Origin of the sequence: Paenibacillus sp. GCM10028914 (assembly GCF_042666275.1) — a bacterium.
GTDB lineage: Bacteria > Bacillota > Bacilli > Paenibacillales > Paenibacillaceae > Paenibacillus_AQ.
In genome coordinates, this window is record NZ_JBHTFO010000014.1 from 17,452 (window position 1) to 35,309 (window position 17,858).

Here is a 17,858-nt window from a genome sequence, read left to right on the forward strand (position 1 = left end):
AGAGGATTAGGGTCAAATGCCTAAGTGCCTAGATTGTTTTTGTCAGGTTGTCTGAACTGAAAGTTGAGTCCTGTATACTTCTAGTACATATTATGAAGGTTTTAACATATGTTACTGTTATTTTGATGCGTTTTTCAGATATGTCAATAACGGTTACAGATTATAGAAAGGAAGAGGTGTTGCAAGTCACTGACATGATTGAGTCATTATAGACAACATGCTGTTTACAAAACGGAGGAGAATCAGGAGGAAAAATAACATGACAACAAATCAGGAATTTCAAATTCCACAACCCAAAACATACGGTCCTTTAGGCAATTTACCTTTACTTGATATGGAAAAGCCAATTCAATCATTGACAGAACTTTCTTATGAGCTTGGCCCCATTTTTCGTATGCAATTTCCTAAAGGACGTAACGATGTCTATATATCGAGTGAGGAACTTGTAGCAGATGCCTGTGATGAGGACCGCTTTGATAAACGAGTATGGGCACCGCTTCAAAAGGTACGTTCATTTGGAGGGGATGGCCTGTTTACTAGTTGGACGGAAGAGCCAAACTGGCAAAAAGCCCATAATATCCTCATTCCAAGTTTTAGCCAAAGGGCGATGCAGAGTTATCATTCCATGATGGTTGATATTGCTGTTCAGCTTGTTCAAAAATGGGCACGCTTGAATCCAGATGAAAGTGTCAATGTGCCGGAAGATATGACCCGCCTTACGCTGGACACGATTGGGCTGTGCGGCTTCAATTATCGATTTAACAGCTTTTATCGCGAGCAGCCCCATCCATTCATTACAAGCATGGTTAGGGCACTAGATGAGGCAATGAGTCAGCTTAGCCGGCTTGGCATTCAGGATACATTGAAAGTCTTGACGAAACGCCAATTTAAACAGGATGTTGAAACCATGTTTTCTTTAGTGGATAAAATTATATCGGAGCGTAAATCCGGTGAGGATGGGGAAGCGGAAGATTTACTTTCACGTATGTTATCAAGTAAAGATCCTGAAACCGGTGAAGGGTTAGATGATGTAAATATTCGGTATCAGATTATTACGTTTCTTATTGCGGGTCACGAAACGACAAGCGGACTGCTGTCATTCGCAATCTACTATCTGATGAATAATCCAGAAGTATTGCAAAAAGCATACAAAGAGGTAGACCAGATTCTGACTGCTCCTACTCCAACCTATAAACAAGTTCTGGATCTAAAATACATTCGGATGATTCTGAACGAATCTTTGCGGCTCTGGCCAACAGCTCCGGCTTTTTCGGTTTATGCGAAGGAAGATACCGTGCTGGCAGGTAAATTTCAGCTGCATAAAGGGGAGAGTGTCAATGTCTTAATTCCTAAGCTTCATCGAGATAAATCGGCATGGGGTGAAGATGTAGATGTATTCCGCCCAGAAAGATTTCAAGATCAAAGTAAGGTGCCAGTGAATGCCTATAAACCTTTCGGTAACGGTCAACGAGCATGTATCGGACAACAATTTGCATTGCACGAGGCTACTTTAGTACTCGGAATGATTTTAAAGCATTTTGAATTCATCGATACTCATCATTATCAGTTGAAAGTGAAGGAAACATTAACCCTGAAACCTGATGATTTCAAAATTAAAGTTCGTGTCCGCGAGCAACAACCTATTCTAAATACACTGGAATCAAGCGAGCAAATGGATAACCCTAATCAACAGAATAAGGATGTTGTTCAAGGGGTATCTGTGACAGGAGGAAAGCATGTACCTTTGCTCGTATTATACGGTTCTAATCTGGGAACAGCCGAAAGTATTGCGAGAGAGATTACAGACATTGCAAAACTTCAAGGAATTCAGGCAGAAGCGGCTTCATTAAACAGTCGGATCAATAATCTTCCTAAAGAAGGCGCAGTTGTTATCGTGGCTGCATCCTACAATGGTAAGCCTGCAAGCAATGCGCGCGAATTTGTACAATGGCTGGAACTATTGGAGCAAGATGAGTTAAAAGGTGTGAAATATGCGGTGTTTGGGTGCGGAGATCGGACATGGGCCAGTACGTATCAAGCTGTGCCAAGAATGATTGACGAGATACTGCATTCAAAGGGAGCTAAGCGGATCTCGGCACGTGGTGAAGGTGATGCCAGTGGAGATTTCGAAATGCAACTTGATGCTTGGAAAAATCAATTCTGGGCAGATCTGATTAAAGAATATGATCTTACATTGAATCAAGCAGCGGAAAAGGAAAGAAATTCGTTAACTGTGAAGTTCGTTCACGGTGTAGCCGGAGCACCACTTGCACAAACTTATGACGCTTTCCGTGCAGCAATCATCGGTCATCGAGATCTCCAAGCAACTGAAAGCGGGCGCCGCACGACTCATATTGAGATTGCACTTCCAGAAGGAGTAACCTATCAAGAAGGAGATCATCTTGGCGTTTTGCCTGCAAACAGCCGTTTAAATGTAGAACGAGTGTTGCGTCGCTTTAATTTGAATGGAAATGAATTGCTTGTTCTTTCATCTAGTGGACGGAGTGCAGCTCATCTTCCTCTAGGACGTCCTGTAAGCTTGTACGATCTGCTCAGCCATAGCGTTGAAGTTCAGGAAGCGGCTAGTCGTGCCCAGCTCAGAGAGCTTGCAGCATATACGGTCTGTCCCCCACACAAGCGGGAACTAGAAGAACTCCTAGAAGAAGCGGCTTATACCAGCCAGGTGCTGAATAAACGCGTGAGTATGTTAGATTTGCTTGAAAAATACGAGGCATGTGAAATGCCTTTTGAACGTTTTATGGAACTGCTCCCGCCATTAAAACCAAGATATTATTCTATATCCAGTTCTCCGCTGCTAAGTCCGGATTCCGCTTCGATTACCGTAGGGGTAGTGCACGGAACTGCACGGAGTGGTAAAGGTGAATATTATGGTGTGGCTTCGAATTATCTTACAAATCTTCAGATTGGGGAAGAGATTGTCATGTTTATTCGCACGCCGGAATCCAGCTTCCGACTGCCGGATAAGCCAGAAACGCCGATTATTATGGTTGGTCCGGGTACCGGAGTAGCTCCATTCCGTGGATTCTTACAGTCTCGTAGTGTGATGAAACAGAATGGAAGTAATGTCGGAGAAGCACATCTGTTCTATGGATGCCGTAATGATATGGATTACATCTACAAATCTGAGATGGAGCAATTTGAGAAAGACGGACTGGTCAAACTTCATATAGCATGCTCCAGACGCGAAGGGACCCCAAAAACGTATGTTCAACATCTAATTCAAGAAGAGTCTGCACTAATGATTGATATTTTGGAACGCCAAGGTGGTCATTTATATATATGCGGAGATGGAAGAAAGATGGCTCCTGAGGTTGAAGAAACCCTGCAGGAAGCGTACAAGAATATGATTGGAGTAGATGACAAGGAAGCAGCCAAGTGGTTACAGCAGCTTCAGGATGAAGGCCGATTTGCTAAAGATGTATGGTCTGGTGATTGATTTTTTGAAGGATAATTTAAAAATGATAGACTCAGAAAATAGTATCGAATTCTAGTATACGTTGAAAAGCCGACCTCAAGTTTAGAGGCCGGCTTTTTACTTTGAAGTTTGAGTAATGCTTCAAACCAGTGAGTAGATTTTATGAAAAGAGCGTTTCGGGTGGTGTGAAAGATGGAAAGCAATTATAATAATATGGTGTAATATTCCATCTTATGAATTGAACCTTATTAATCAAGGGATGATTCAATGTTAAGGAGCTAATATTATTGCTTAAAAACCGCAGTCTATTTTTGGTAATGTCAGGTCTGATTGTTGTTATTTTGGTTTGTTCTACACTTCTGTACAATGAACAGAATAGAGCATACAGCTCAAAAGGAACCCTAGAAAGTATTACAGGTACATCTCTATATGAAGTATGGCATGGTTACACTACAATTTTAGAAGACAAGGATAAGCCGCTAACTCTCAATTCGATCAACGATCTTTATACGACCATATCAGTCGTTGAAGCCTACTCACGCACAGTTGATACTGCTGTTCATGCAGAGCTTTTATCGCCGATTGCTAAGAACATGAAAGTAATTACAGAGCGATTACAGAAGAGTTATGGAGCACAAGGCGGATTCACGGAGGCAGATCAAACGAGTTTGTCGATGATTTTGACTAAGGCTGAACTATTATTAGACTTATTATCAGAAGTTTATTATGTTCCTGAACATCATGAAGGCGCGAAGATTACTTTAGATATCCATAAAAATGATGAATATCGTCAAATCATCGAGTTAAATAAGGGATTGAAACAGTTTATAGATTCAACGAAATAATAGAGAACGATAATTATATAAAGCGAAGGAGTTCATAGATTATGAATATAGATTTGTCAGGTAAAATAGCTTTGGTAACGGGAGCGACGGGCCAACTAGGGCGAGTCATGGTTCGAACGCTTGCAGAATGTGGTGCAAGAATTGTTATTCATTATCACAGTAGCAATAAGAAGGCTTTGGAACTTCAAGAAGAAATTAAGAACATGGGGAGAGAAGCTTGTATCGTACAAGCAGATATAACAAATGAAGAATCGATTCTCAAAATGAAAGAGGAGATCTTCAGGCATTTTAGAGAATTACCTCATATCATCGTAGCGAATGCGGTCGAGCAATATAACTGGACTTCGGTACTAGAACAATCTGCCGCCGACTATGAAAGTCAGTTTAGATCATCTGTTATGCAGAGCGTGTATCTTGCTCAAGCATTTGTACCAGCTATGATTGAACGTAAGGGAGGCCGAGTCATTGGGATCAATTCGGAATGTTCGATGCAGAACTTTCCCACACAATCTGCATATGTAGCCGGTAAGCGGGGGATGGATGGCGTTTATCGTGTTCTCGCGAAAGAGATTGGAGAACATGGCATAACAGTGAACCAAGTCGCACCTGGTTGGACCGTTAGTGAAAGGGATCGTGAAAATGGTACGGAACACAGTGAATCGTATTCAGCATCCGTACCATTAAAACGCCGAGGAACCGATCAAGAAATAGCTAATATGGTTGCATTTCTAGCATCAGATTTGGCCTCTTTTACAACGGGGGCTTTCATACCGGTATGTGGTGGGAACATCATGCCGTCTATATAGGTATTAAGGTGTAAAAGATACGAATTATTCGTATCTTTTATTGTTTTTAGCGAAAGACTGAAAGGGAAAGAAATAATGATTTGACGACTTGCTGGCTCGATTTTGGATAGACGTTATGTTCTGTTATAATACTTTAATAAATATAAACATACATAAATTAAAGTTGTGGGGGCCACTCAGATCAAAATGAACAAGTTTTATAAAGTGTGTATTGGTGTCATCTTAGTCTTGATAATTATCTATTTAGGTTCACTTGTGGATTTTATTTTTAAACCTATACTTTCTTTGTTTAGTCTGCTCATTATTGTTCCCGTCTTGTTAGCAGGTTTCTTCTACTATTTAATCAGACCGTTGGTTAACTATTTGGAGAAGTTAAAGCTTAGACGCACGATTGCAATATTGCTACTTTATGTCGTGTTTGCCATTATGATCGTGGGCTTTATCTGGGGTGTGTGGCCTTCGTTAAGTAAGCAAGTTGAGGCGCTTGAAAGGAATGCACCGGCTCTGTTTAATTCATTAGCAAATCAGCTTGAGAAACTGGAGAGTTACCCACTCCTAGCTAGTATCTTTCCAGAGGATACGAATACACTGACTCAAATCACGGAGTATTTAAATAAGGGATTTGCCCTTCTTTCAAACTATATTACAGGTTTGTTCTCGTTCTTCTCTAACTTTGCTATTATTTTGTTCACGTTCCCGATTTTCCTCTATTACATGTTGAAAGAGGGCGGGAAATTCGGTAAGAAAATTGTCAGTTTCATGCCTAAGCGTTTCCGTGAAGAGGGTTTAGAGACGATGAACGATATTGATAAGGCGCTTAGTAACTTTATCGTTGGTAAAGTATTGGTCAATTTGGCGCTCGGCGTGTTAATGTACATCGGGTTTATCTTCATCGGCTTACCTTATGCATTGTTGCTGACCGTCATCGCAGTCATCATGAATTTCATTCCTTTTGTGGGTGCGATTCTTTCCTCGGTGCCTATTGTTATTGTCGGGTTGGTTGAGTCACCTTCTGTTGCGATTTGGTCTCTGGTTATCATATTGGTTGCACAGCAGATTCAAGATAATCTTATTGCACCTTATATTTTTGGTAAGCAGCTCGAGATCCATCCGTTAACGACAATCGTCCTGGTGTTTGCAGGTGGTGACTTGTTCGGTATTGTTGGGATTCTCGTTATCATTCCGGTATACATGGTTATCAAAATTATAGTGACTCGTGTTTATGCCAGATTTTTCAAGGACAAATGGGAAGCCGCTTAATAGCAAATTCAAGTATTTAACACGTGCAGTTTAATGCACGTGTTTTTTGTTGTTAAATGAAGAACTGATGAAGAAGGATTCGTACCTTGTTTGAAAGGGTAATAATTCACCGAGCTAATGAGTTGGAGTAGATAGTTTTCTAAGGTTACATGTCATATCCTCAATTACTACAAACTGGAGGTTGAACACTAATGAACAATCGCGAAAATTCAAACAATGAGAACAAAACGATCAAGGATCAGCAACTGGAGGAATTTCGGGTTCATGATGACGGGAAAGAAATGACCACGAACCAAGGTTTGAAAGTTTCTGAGGATGAGCATTCTTTAAAAGCAGGAGAACGAGGACCTACTTTAATGGAGGATTTTCATTTTAGAGAGAAAATGACTCACTTCGATCATGAACGTATTCCAGAAAGAGTTGTTCATGCTAGAGGTTTTGGTGCGCACGGATATTTTCAGGTGTATGAATCGATGGGACAGTACACTAAAGCAAAATTTTTACAGGATCCTTCCGTTCAAACACCTGTATTTGTTCGCTTTTCAACGGTAGCGGGATCACGTGGATCAGCAGATACTGTGCGGGATGTTAGAGGGTTCTCAACGAAATTTTATACTGAAGAAGGAAACTATGATCTGGTGGGTAACAATATGCCCGTCTTTTTCATTCAGGATGCCATAAAGTTCCCGGATTTTATTCATGCTGTAAAACCCGAGCCGCATAATGAGATTCCACAAGCACAATCAGCACATGATACGTTCTATGATTTCTTAGTCAATAATACAGAAAGTACACATATGGTGTTATGGACGATGTCTGATCGTGCACTTCCACGAAGCTTCCGTATGATGGAAGGATTCGGTGTACATACATTCCGATTTGTAAACGATGAAGGTATTGCGCATTTTGTGAAGTTCCATTGGAAGCCCGTGCTCGGTGTACATTCACTTGTTTGGGATGAGACTCAGAAATTGGCGGGTAAAGATCCTGATTTCAATCGCCGGGATTTATGGGATTCCATTGAAAATGGCAATTATCCGGAATATGAACTGGGTGTTCAAATGATTAAGGAAGAAGAAGAGTATAGTTTTGACTTTGATATACTTGATCCGACCAAGTTATGGCCAGAAGAGCTGATTCCTGTACGTATTATTGGTAAAATGACACTTAATCGTAATACAGATAATTTCTTTGCTGAAACGGAACAGGTTGCCTTCCATCCTGGTCACGTCGTTCCAGGCATTGATTTTTCGAATGACCCATTACTTCAAGGGCGTTTATTCTCTTATACGGATACTCAGTTGACTAGACTCGGTGGTCCAAACTTCCATGAGATTCCTATTAATCGACCTATTGTTCCTGTGCATAATAACCAGCGTGATGGTATGCACCGTATGACGATTAATCCTGGGCAGGCAAGTTATCATAAGAGTGGAATTGCGAATAATTATCCACGGCCAGTTCCTGCAGAACAAGGTGGATATGAGCACTATACAGAGAAAGTAGAAGGACGAAAAGTCCGTCAGCGTAGTGAAAGCTTCAAAGATCATTACAGTCAGGCATCTTTATTTTGGAATAGTATGTCTGATGTAGAGAAGCAGCATATTGTATCGGGTTTTCAATTTGAGCTTTCGAAAGTACAGAGGAAAGAAATTAGACAACAAGTTGTAGATACACTTGCGAATGTTGATGGAGATCTTGCTACTCGTGTTTCCGAAGGGATTGGCACAATTGCTCCTGAAAATAAAGGGGCGGCATCGACACAATCTTCACCAGCTCTCAGTATGATGAATACGATTAAATCTCCGAGTACTCGAAAAGTAGCTGTTCTAGTAGCTGATGGCTATCAGGATGCAGAACTGTCAGCTGTACTCGAAACATTAATGAAGTCAGGGGTACAGGCTGAAGTCGTTAGTCCTAAACTCGGTTTTGTAACAAGTGACGGTTTAGGGCGACTTGAGGTAAAACATTCGTTGCTTGGCGCAGATTCCGTATTATTTGATGCTGTACTCATTGCTGGAGGCAGAGAGAGTGTAAATAATCTACTCAAAGAATCCAAGACAATTGATTTTGTGAAAGAAGCTTATCAGCATTTTAAACCCATTGGTGCTTTGGATGCAGGAGCAGAACTATTGCCTAAAACAGAAGGCGCTGGTATTGTGGTTTCCCAGGATAACGAAGATATCACAAAATTCAGTAATAATTTCGTAAATGCTATTGCCGAGCATCGTCATTGGTCAAGAACGGTTTAATTATCACACTTCTTTAAATTAATAGAATATATAAGGACGCAGAGAGTGAAGCTATCTTCATTTTCTGCGTTTTTTCATTTGAACTCGATTTTCAAGCTTTCTTTTTTTAAGTAACAATCAATGAAATATGTAGTTTCATTTTTTCTTTATAAATAAATATGCTAGAATAATGATTAGTTTCTCTTAAATGCACGTATTTTGTTTATCACGGAGGGTAATATGGAGCTCATTCATCAATCAGAAATCCAAGACATGATCAATAAGCTGGCAGATCAAGATCTCTACATACATCTTGAGCTTACAACGGGAGCCTATGCTTCCCATCACGATAGTACGAAACATCCTGCTGCGAATTTTATTACAAATGCTAAAATCCGTTATTCCCATGGATCGATTTCTGGAAACGGACCATACCGGGTGGGATTAAAGATGGAGCAGGGCTGGGTATATGCAGAAGGGTTAACACATTATGATAAAAGCGAGACAGAGCGCCTGATTTTGGCTGGTCATGACAATCAAGGCAAACTGGTCGTTGCTTTGCACCTGAGCCGTGAGCCCTTTTAAAGAAAGAACAGGAGATGAGAACAATGAATCAACGCATACTGGTTGTATTACCACATCCGGATGATGAGGCCTTTGGCTTATCTGGTACGTTGGCCAAGCATATCCACAATGGCAACCATGTCACATATGCATGTTTGACACTTGGTGAGATGGGGCGCAACATGGGCATACCGCCTTTTGCAAACCGGATTACTCTGCCATCCGTTCGTAAATTGGAATTGGAAGAGTCATGCCGTGCTATAGGGATCCAAGACTTGAGATTACTCGGCTTTCATGATAAGACGATTGAATTTGAAGATCCTAAAGTACTGGATGGAGTAATCGAAGCTTTGTTGACAGAAATTCAACCTTCACTAGTCTATACCTTTTATCCAGGTTATAGTGTTCATCCAGACCATGATGCCACTGGTGCGGCGGTCGTTCGGACGATTCAAAAGTTACCGGAACAAGATCGGCCAACCGTGCATTGCATTGCTTTCGCAAAAAATTGTGAACAAGCAATTGGTAAAGCGGATGTGGCAAATGATGTGACAAGTTTTATTTCGCAAAAGATGAATTCCATTAAAGCTCATCGCTCACAGTTCCAAGCAGCTGAATTATTAGGCAGCAAACAACTAAGTCCCGAAGAAATTAATAAACGATTCGCTACAGAAACATTCTGGACGTATCGATTTTCATAATTTTTTATAGAACGAAGTTATGGCTCTATCGCTTTTATGGCGATGGAGCTTTTTTTTATATTATTTATTAGAAAAACGATAAGTTTATATTTATATTAATGGTAATTTATAGTAATATATTGGCAGACATTCATATAGATGATGAGATTTATACATACGATTATAAGAATAAATTATTAACGATAAGGAGAGCTGAATATGGCATTGAAAATGGACAAAATATTTGTTAACTTGCCGGTTAAGGATCTGGGTAAATCGATGGAATTTTTTACGAAAATCGGGTTTGAATTCAACCCTCAGTTTACGGATGAGAACGCAACTTGTATGATGATCAGTGATCATATATTTGTAATGTTATTGGTTGAAGATTTTTTCAAAACCTTTACGAATAAAGAAATTTCCAATAGCGCAGCAACAACAGAAGTGATCCTTGCTTTATCAGCTGATAGCAAAGAGCAAGTGGATGAAATCGTAAATAAGGCTTTGGATGCCGGTGCAAGGAAATCGAACGATCCTATAGATCACGGTTTTATGTATAGTTGGAGTTTTGAAGATATAGACGGTCATTTATGGGAAGTTATGTATATGGATCCAAGTATGGTGGGTTAACAATAATAGATTAAACCAAAAAAACATCGCATAAGAGCGATGTTTTTTGGTTTATGAAAGATATGCTTACGTTTCAAAAGTCTTGGTCTCGTATAATATATCCGAACCCCAATTCAATTTCGTTGAAACCCGAAAGGTGTTTGGATTGATATTTAATCGGTCTCTTCCCGCCAACTATCAGCATATTCTGGTTCTCCGCAGAAGCGTCGGAGGGGAGTGAGAAAGATTTAACGTATGGAAATTGATGACTTATGGTCGTGTAAATCGCATTAATCATAGGGTCATGTTCGCTTCTTCCAATAAGATTGACTAGGATAAAGCCTTGAGAATCGAGCTTTTCGAATGCGATCTTAAAAAATTCCCATGACACCAGATGGTGGGGAGTGCCCTTTTCAGTAAACGCGTCCAAAACAATATAATCATAACTTTCTGGAAGTTCAGCTTCGAGTATTTCCCGGCCATCACCAATGGTGACATTATCCAGGGTATAACCAAAATATTGACGACTTAAATTAACAATGGCTGTATTTAGTTCAGCTACTTTACAGCGTTTGTGGGAGAAATAACGGGGTATGGTTCCGACTCCATGTCCGATCACAAACATATCTTCGAAAGAGGGATCATTCAATTCCATGAGATGAATGATCGCTTTCGGGTATTCAAATAAAACCCGCTCCGGTTGATCCAGATCAATTGCTCCTTGGATTGCCTCGTTATAGAACTGCATGACGCGAAAATGACCTTTCTCTCCGAACAGCTCGGTTGTGTCTAATACGATAATTTCTTGATTGTATTCATGCTCTATATGCTGTGTATGCAACCCAATGTACTCCTTCAATGAACTAAAGATAGATTCATAGCTATGCTCTTTATCCGAAGACGTAAGAACGGTAGCAGTTATCGGGCTTCAAGCTCCACCATGGCTTGCTTGCCACTAAGTTGTATACCTGTTTTTTTATGTCCAACTTCTTTTAAATCTTGAATCAGCTCTTCAAGTAGAGCCTTAGCTTTAGGTCCTTCCTTACCCTGAACTCGGACAACGAGTGAGACAGAATGGCCTGCACGTAATAGCTTTTCAGCCTGGCTTTTTTTCGTCTCATAGTCATGATCTTCAATATTTGGCGTCAACCGGATCTCTTTCAGTTTGGCAGGTTGTTCTTTCTTACGGGCTTGCTGACGCTCCTCTTTAACGGCCCCGGCTGCAACCAGACGACAGGGAGGAGGACTGCTGAATAAGGATGTGCATACAAGATCCACCTTTAACTTTCTAGCCATCTCAAGGGCTTCTTTTGTAGAAACAATGCCTAAATCCTCACCGTCTATACCTGTCAGCTCTACTTCTAGAGCTTTTATTTTCTCATTCTTAATCATGACTTCATCATACCTCTCGTTCTAAACTTTGTATTTATCATACCTTTCGTCAGTTGCGATATCAACAAACTCGAACTAGAGAACAGTTCTATACTATACCTGTACTTGAGATGTCCGTCATTGCTTCCGAGAGATAAAGTTGTATATAATGGAACAATCTGAGGAGAAAATACTTCTTCGGATGAATAGTTTTTTCATCACGAAGTAAGATGTTATAATAGAAAAGTAAAATTTATAAAGAAAGCGGGAACATCATGGGTCGTAAATGGAATAATATCAAAGAAAAGAAAGCTTCGAAGGATGCAAATACAAGTCGTATATATGCAAAATTCGGAGTCGAAATTTATGTAGCAGCAAAAAAAGGTGAGCCGGATCCTGAATCAAACCGAGCTCTGAAGGTTGTTCTAGAAAGAGCAAAAACATATAACGTACCTAAAGCAATTATCGATCGTGCTTTGGATAAAGCAAAAGGAAGTTCAGAAGAAACCTATACGGAGCTTCGTTATGAAGGATTTGGTCCTAACGGGGCTATGGTTATTGTAGATACGCTCACGAATAACGTGAACCGTACGGCGTCAGATGTACGTTCTGCCTTTAACAAGAACGGCGGAAATATGGGTGTAAGTGGATCAGTTGCGTATATGTTTGATGCGACTGCCGTTATTGGTGTTAAGGGCAAAACATTGGATGAAGTATTCGAATTATTGATGGAGGCCGATGTTGAGGTTCGTGACATTATGGAAGAAGAAGATGCTGTCATCGTATATGCAGAACCAGAACAATTCCACGAGATTCAAGAAGCTTTCAGAAATAATGGTATTTCTGAATTTACGGTCGCTGAATTAACGATGCTTCCACAAAATTATGTGGAGCTTCCAGAAGATGCGGTACCACAGTTTGAAAAATTGATTGATGCTCTTGAAGATTTGGAAGATGTACAGCAAGTGTTCCATAATGTTGACTACGAAGACTAGTACTTTTCAACACGAAATAAATGACAAATGAAAAGCTGATGTGTGACTGGCGGAGCATGGGGAACCATGAGGGAGCACATTAGTAGCAGTGGCCGTACGCCTGGGCAGAGGTAAGGAGTTTATTTCTCCTTGCCTCTTTTATTTATCTGCAAATGAAGTTAGAACAATCAGATAAAGTGAGGGATAAGGCGATGTTACAATCTAAAAAGATGCTATTGCTTGGTTCAGGAGAACTGGGGAAGGAAGTAATTATTGAAGCGCAGCGTTTAGGGGTCGAAACGGTTGCTGTTGATCGTTACGCACATGCACCTGCTATGCAGGTAGCAAACCGCAGTTATGTTATTGATATGCTGGATGAGAAGTTGCTGAGAGAAATTATTGAACAAGAGAAGCCGGATCTCATTGTCCCGGAAATTGAGGCGTTAGCGACATCGGAATTATTGAAGTTGGAGGAAGAAGGGCATCGAGTGATTCCAACAGCACGGGCAGCGAAGCTGACGATGGATCGCGAAGGTATTCGAAGGCTCGCTTCTGAGAAGCTTGGTTTACCAACAGCAGGGTACAAATTTGCGGATACCTATGAAGAGTTTGTTCAAGCAGTCCACGAGATGGGTTTCCCTTGTGTCATCAAGCCGCTTATGAGTTCCTCGGGTAAAGGTCAAAGTGTGTGCCGTGAGGAGAAGGATATTGAGCAATGCTGGAATATTGCTATGGAAGGCGGGCGAGTTCAGAACGGACGGGTCATTATTGAAGAGTTTATCCGCTTTGAATCTGAAATTACATTACTTACCGTCCGTTCCGTGAGTGGTACTAGCTTCTGTGCTCCGATTGGTCATGTTCAAGAGAGCGGTGATTATATCGAATCCTGGCAGCCTCATCCCATGACAGAGAAGCAGGTCCAAGAAGCTAAGCATATTGCAAGAACAATTACTGATGAGCTTGGTGGTTATGGTCTATTTGGCGTTGAATTATTTTTGACACAGGATAAAGTGTATTTTAGCGAAGTTTCTCCTCGGCCTCACGATACGGGGTTAGTAACACTCGTTACACAAAATTTATCTGAATTTGCGCTTCATGTCCGTGCAATCCTAGGCTACCCTATTCCGGAGATCTTGTTGTTGTCTCCAGGTGCCAGCAGACCTCTGAAAGCAGAGCTCGAACTGGAAGACTATCGAATTACGGGTGTAGAAAAGGCTTTAGCTGTAGAGAATACGCAGGTACGTGTATTTGGAAAGCCGGTTAGTAAGGTTGGTCGGAGAATGGCTGTAGCTTTATCAACAGCGGAATCAGTCGAAGAAGCACGAGCTCGTGCTAAGCAAGCGCTGGATGGACTATCGGTGGAGAAAGCATAGATATTAAGAATAACGAGATCCGGGAATGAGTTGCAAACGACAACTTATACCCGGCTTCTTTTTTATATTTAGAATCAAATGTTGTAGAATAGTATTTGGAGCAGTTCAAGCGAGGGAAGGGATATACAAATGATTGATAATGAGTTTGATCGACAAGTTCAGAATTTAATTTCCAAAGGTTATCCCGAGATAATGGGACTTGAAGCAGAAGAGTTTATGAAACAAATCGAACCACTTAGAGAAAAAACCAAATTTACTGAAGATAAATATGAAGAGCTAGGCCGTATTCCCTTTGTTATCGTCATAAAGAGTGACTGGATGAACGGGGAAAGGGCCATGCAGCTTGTTGAACGACAAAATAAAAAAGGTTTTAGTGTATTGGATGCAGAAGAGGTCCAAAGATTTAAACCTATTGAAGGCATAGAGCTGCCCGGCGGAATGGCATATCTGGTTATCGATATCGATACTGGAAAAGAAACACGTAATATTACACCTAATGAAGCTATCCAGATTATCAGTAATGAGAGTAGATCACCGCTCACCTTAGAGGAGGGGGTTGCTCTTATTACGCATTATCCTGATATTTTGATGAAGAATAATGGGTTTTATTTGCTTGGCTCCCGGTGTGGTGACAAGAGAGTTACCGCTTTATGGATAAGTGAAAATAAGCCTAAGTTGGGATGGTGCTGGGCAGGTAACCCTCACACATGGCTAGGCTCCGCTTCTTGTAGCCTAAGAGCTGGAATTTAATATCCATATTATTTGGTATACGAGAGGATAAGACGCACATGCAGCAAAGTAAAGTAGATATTTCTGGCGAAGGTGAAGTGCTTCTGAGCAAACACTCTGACCAACATTGGAGACGTCGTAAGGTTGAACTTGAGAACTGGACCAACAGGACAAAAGTGCGTAAGGAGGGAAAAAGGACCACAATATTTGATGGCGTCGATGTAGACACGGAGATTTATCCAGCACTTAGTAAGCTGAAGCAAATAGGGATACAAACGGAGTATTCTTGCGCTGGTGTAAGTCCTTTGGATGAGCCCTTGGATCACTCACTATATGCCTATATTACTTTTATGGATGGAGCTTACGCAGAAAAATTTGCTGGAATTATTGTGAATGTAATGAAGAATCGAGCCTTATTGACTTATGAACCGGGGAGAAAAAGGTACGACGTGTCTTCTTTTTTCATAGGACATAATCGAACTTTTTGTTTCTTAATAGATCATTGTGCTGCATTGATGAATAATAGATAGCCAAGGATATCATATAAAAACGCCGTGCTCAAATTTGCTGAGTGCGGCGTTTGTTGTTTGAAAAGCTAATTTAAGCTCTTTGTATGGCGAGGATAGGGGATCCGGAGCCCTGATTTCATAGAAAAATAGTGTGATCATAGAACCTATCATTTTAGGGCGAACACCCTAACTCAAATGAAGCTACATACGCATATCTTAGAATAAGTGATTTCAAAGGGATTGCTGTATATGAGGAGAGGTTTTATGAAAAAAAATTTTATAAAAAGACCTTTCAATTTAAAGGATCATAATAAATGGATCAGGGAACAAGTGATAACCTCAATAAACAAAGAATTATTACCTGAAAAAAATACGATGCATGATTATCAGTCCAGTATACAGAGTGAGATAACATTGTTAAGAGATAATCAGCAACAAGGTATCATTAATAACAAAATCATATATAAAACGTTAAACCTTGTGTTATTAATACCACCTTCAGAGACAATAACAGGACCTTATGAAATATTGCTTGAAGAGCAGCTTAGATATTTAGTTAAAAATGTTTATCTCGTTAAGTATGCACATGAATTAGCCAATCATTTATCCCAAAATGAAATTGATCTTATTCTGGTTATTAACAGAGAGGATACACTTCCATTCGAAATTGCTAAAGAATTAAGAGCTACCAATGTGAAAAAAGCTGTATGGCAAACAGATCAAACAGGCGCGACAACTTCACATATAATAATGGCTCCGTTATTTGACTATGTATTCACACAACTACCCAGCAATATTTCAGCTTACCAGCTTACTCGTAACGCAGAATGTCATTATTTACCCTTTGCTGTTAATACCAGCAAATTCTATCCCAAATTTGTGGCAACTTGTTATAAGTCGGATGTACTGATTCTTGGAAACGCCGATCCGTTTCATGCAACGCATACATTTGCTCAATCTAATCTGTTATCGGGCAAAAAGGTGTTTGTCTATGGAAATGGATGGGAGGAATTGAATTCTACCGTATTCTCAATCCCCTCGAGCGATAAATTAGCCGAATATTATAACGGGGCTAGAATTGTCATTAATTACGGTAATATTTTGCTTCAGAAATTTGAGGTGTCAGCGTGTGGAACGTTTCAAATGGTTCAACAAAATACGGATAAAGGTTTCGGAATTGAGTGGGATGATTTTATAACTTTTTCCACGCTTGACGAGCTTACCTGTCAATTCGAATATTATTGGTCTAACATTGATCAAAGACGCTTGGTAGCATCAAGAGCTATGGCAGATAACAAATACAATCACTCTTTTCTGCAGAGAGGTATCCAATTGCTTGATATCGTTTTTAATTAGTTAGTCATCATGAGGGCGATTAAAAGCTACTTACTCTCAACAAGGAGGTATTGTCATTGAAACTCATAGCCATAGTGTTACCTCAGTTTCATCAAATCCCTGAGAATGACCAATGGTGGGGAGAAGGATTTACCGAGTGGACAAATGTAAAAAAAGCAGTTCCATTATATCCTAAACATTTACAACCTAGATTACCTTTGAGTAACTACTATTATAACTTAATGGATCCGAAAGCGAGGCAATGGCAGGCAGAAACCGCCATGACATACGGAATTTACGGATTTTGTTATTATCATTATTGGTTTAAAGGCAGACAGCTATTGGAAGGACCATTACAACAAATACTTCATAACCAAACTCCAAACTTCCCTTTTTGCTTATCTTGGGCTAACGAGCCTTGGACTCGAAGATGGGACGGAATGGAGCACGATGTGTTAATGCCGCAGGATTACGGCGACGAAGAAGATTGGACAACACATTTTTATTATCTGTTGGAAGCCTTTCGAGATAAGCGTTACATTCGCGTTGAAGATAAACCTCTTTTTCTTATTTATAGACCCGCAAGTATACCGAGATGTGAAGAAATGATCCATCATTGGAGAATACTTGCGCAGCAGAATGGCTTGAAAGGGATTCATATCGTGCGAACACTGGGAGGATTTCCATTGGCAAACCAAGAGGGATTTGATGCCAGCATGGAGTTTGAACCGCATTACACATTTGCACACGGTAATATAAAATATCCTTGGATAGAAATACCCGTTAAGAATAAAAAGCATTTAGCGGTTGATTACGATAAAGTATGGACAAATATTCTTGAGAGGACACCTCATAGAGACGGTGAACCAGTATACCCTGGAGCGTTTGTGAATTGGGATAACACACCTAGAAAAGGATATAACGGACTAAGTACTGTTGGCATGACTCCGCAAAAATTCGGTTGGTATTTAACACAGCAGATGGCTAGAGCAAAACATGCATACGGTAGCGAATTTATGTTTATAAACGCATGGAATGAATGGGGAGAAGGAGCTTATTTGGAACCTGATCATGATTACGGATATTCTGTTCTGTATGAAGTGAAAACAGCGTTGGAAAAAAACGGGATGTAGACA

General features: G+C 40.3%; 16 protein-coding genes and 1 riboswitch. Of the genes, 14 read left to right on the forward strand and 2 right to left on the reverse strand.

The window, feature by feature from the left end; genetic code table 11:
* Nucleotides 1–259 precede the first annotated feature (259 nt).
* The 8 genes from ACFQV5_RS12815 to ACFQV5_RS12850 all read left to right on the forward strand — a co-directional run bounded on the left by ACFQV5_RS12815 (nt 260) and on the right by ACFQV5_RS12850 (nt 10,452).
* The gene (locus ACFQV5_RS12815) at nt 260–3,457 is read left to right on the forward strand and encodes a bifunctional cytochrome P450/NADPH--P450 reductase (RefSeq protein WP_379247335.1); all 3,198 of its coding nucleotides are present in this window, start codon (nt 260–262) and stop codon (nt 3,455–3,457) included.
* A gap of 266 nt (nt 3,458–3,723) precedes the next feature.
* A complete protein-coding gene (locus tag ACFQV5_RS12820; protein ID WP_379247337.1) occupies nt 3,724–4,281 on the forward strand; it encodes a hypothetical protein in 558 nt (185 codons plus the stop codon).
* Between the two features lie 41 nt (nt 4,282–4,322).
* The gene (locus ACFQV5_RS12825; protein WP_379247339.1) at nt 4,323–5,087 is read left to right on the forward strand and encodes an SDR family NAD(P)-dependent oxidoreductase; all 765 of its coding nucleotides are present in this window, start codon (nt 4,323–4,325) and stop codon (nt 5,085–5,087) included.
* A 186-nt stretch (nt 5,088–5,273) separates the two neighbouring features.
* Nucleotides 5,274–6,347: an AI-2E family transporter gene (locus tag ACFQV5_RS12830; protein ID WP_379247341.1), complete on the forward strand. Its 1,074-nt coding sequence runs from the start codon at nt 5,274–5,276 to the stop codon at nt 6,345–6,347.
* Nucleotides 6,348–6,538: 191 nt separating this feature from the next.
* Nucleotides 6,539–8,599 (forward strand): catalase, encoded by a 2,061-nt coding sequence (locus tag ACFQV5_RS12835; RefSeq protein WP_379247343.1) that lies wholly within the window; start codon nt 6,539–6,541, stop codon nt 8,597–8,599.
* A gap of 219 nt (nt 8,600–8,818) precedes the next feature.
* Nucleotides 8,819–9,163: a YojF family protein gene (locus ACFQV5_RS12840; RefSeq protein ID WP_379247345.1), complete on the forward strand. Its 345-nt coding sequence runs from the start codon at nt 8,819–8,821 to the stop codon at nt 9,161–9,163.
* 23 nt (nt 9,164–9,186) lie between these two features.
* Nucleotides 9,187–9,843, forward strand: coding sequence for a bacillithiol biosynthesis deacetylase BshB2 (bshB2, locus tag ACFQV5_RS12845; protein ID WP_379247347.1), 657 nt, complete (start codon nt 9,187–9,189; stop codon nt 9,841–9,843).
* Nucleotides 9,844–10,041: 198 nt separating this feature from the next.
* A complete protein-coding gene (locus ACFQV5_RS12850; protein WP_379247349.1) occupies nt 10,042–10,452 on the forward strand; it encodes a VOC family protein in 411 nt (136 codons plus the stop codon).
* Nucleotides 10,453–10,525: 73 nt separating this feature from the next.
* On the opposite strand, the gene ACFQV5_RS12855 is transcribed toward ACFQV5_RS12850, so the two are convergent.
* The gene (locus ACFQV5_RS12855; RefSeq protein WP_379247351.1) at nt 10,526–11,290 is read right to left on the reverse strand and encodes a spermidine synthase; all 765 of its coding nucleotides are present in this window, start codon (nt 11,288–11,290) and stop codon (nt 10,526–10,528) included.
* 59 nt (nt 11,291–11,349) lie between these two features.
* Entirely contained in the window at nt 11,350–11,823 is a 474-nt protein-coding gene (gene infC, locus ACFQV5_RS12860) for a translation initiation factor IF-3 (RefSeq protein WP_379247353.1), read from the reverse strand.
* A 254-nt stretch (nt 11,824–12,077) separates the two neighbouring features.
* Between infC and ACFQV5_RS12865 the strand changes: the two genes are divergently transcribed.
* From ACFQV5_RS12865 to ACFQV5_RS12890, 6 genes are all read left to right on the forward strand, one after another.
* Nucleotides 12,078–12,797 carry a YebC/PmpR family DNA-binding transcriptional regulator gene (locus ACFQV5_RS12865; RefSeq protein ID WP_379247355.1) on the forward strand — a complete coding sequence of 240 codons (720 nt, stop codon included), beginning with the start codon at nt 12,078–12,080 and terminating at the stop codon, nt 12,795–12,797.
* Between the two features lie 32 nt (nt 12,798–12,829).
* Nucleotides 12,830–12,910, forward strand: a riboswitch (ZMP/ZTP riboswitch).
* Between the two features lie 78 nt (nt 12,911–12,988).
* Nucleotides 12,989–14,149, forward strand: coding sequence for a phosphoribosylglycinamide formyltransferase 2 (gene purT, locus ACFQV5_RS12870; RefSeq protein ID WP_379247357.1), 1,161 nt, complete (start codon nt 12,989–12,991; stop codon nt 14,147–14,149).
* Nucleotides 14,150–14,278: 129 nt separating this feature from the next.
* A complete protein-coding gene (locus tag ACFQV5_RS12875) occupies nt 14,279–14,899 on the forward strand; it encodes a DUF5701 family protein (RefSeq protein ID WP_379247359.1) in 621 nt (206 codons plus the stop codon).
* 38 nt (nt 14,900–14,937) lie between these two features.
* Nucleotides 14,938–15,408 carry a hypothetical protein gene (locus ACFQV5_RS12880; protein ID WP_379247361.1) on the forward strand — a complete coding sequence of 157 codons (471 nt, stop codon included), beginning with the start codon at nt 14,938–14,940 and terminating at the stop codon, nt 15,406–15,408.
* A 243-nt stretch (nt 15,409–15,651) separates the two neighbouring features.
* Nucleotides 15,652–16,743: a glycosyltransferase family protein gene (locus ACFQV5_RS12885; protein ID WP_379247363.1), complete on the forward strand. Its 1,092-nt coding sequence runs from the start codon at nt 15,652–15,654 to the stop codon at nt 16,741–16,743.
* 56 nt (nt 16,744–16,799) lie between these two features.
* Complete coding sequence (locus tag ACFQV5_RS12890) at nt 16,800–17,855, forward strand: glycosyltransferase WbsX family protein (protein ID WP_379247365.1); 1,056 nt, start codon at nt 16,800–16,802, stop codon at nt 17,853–17,855.
* The last annotated feature ends 3 nt before the right edge of the window (nt 17,856–17,858 follow it).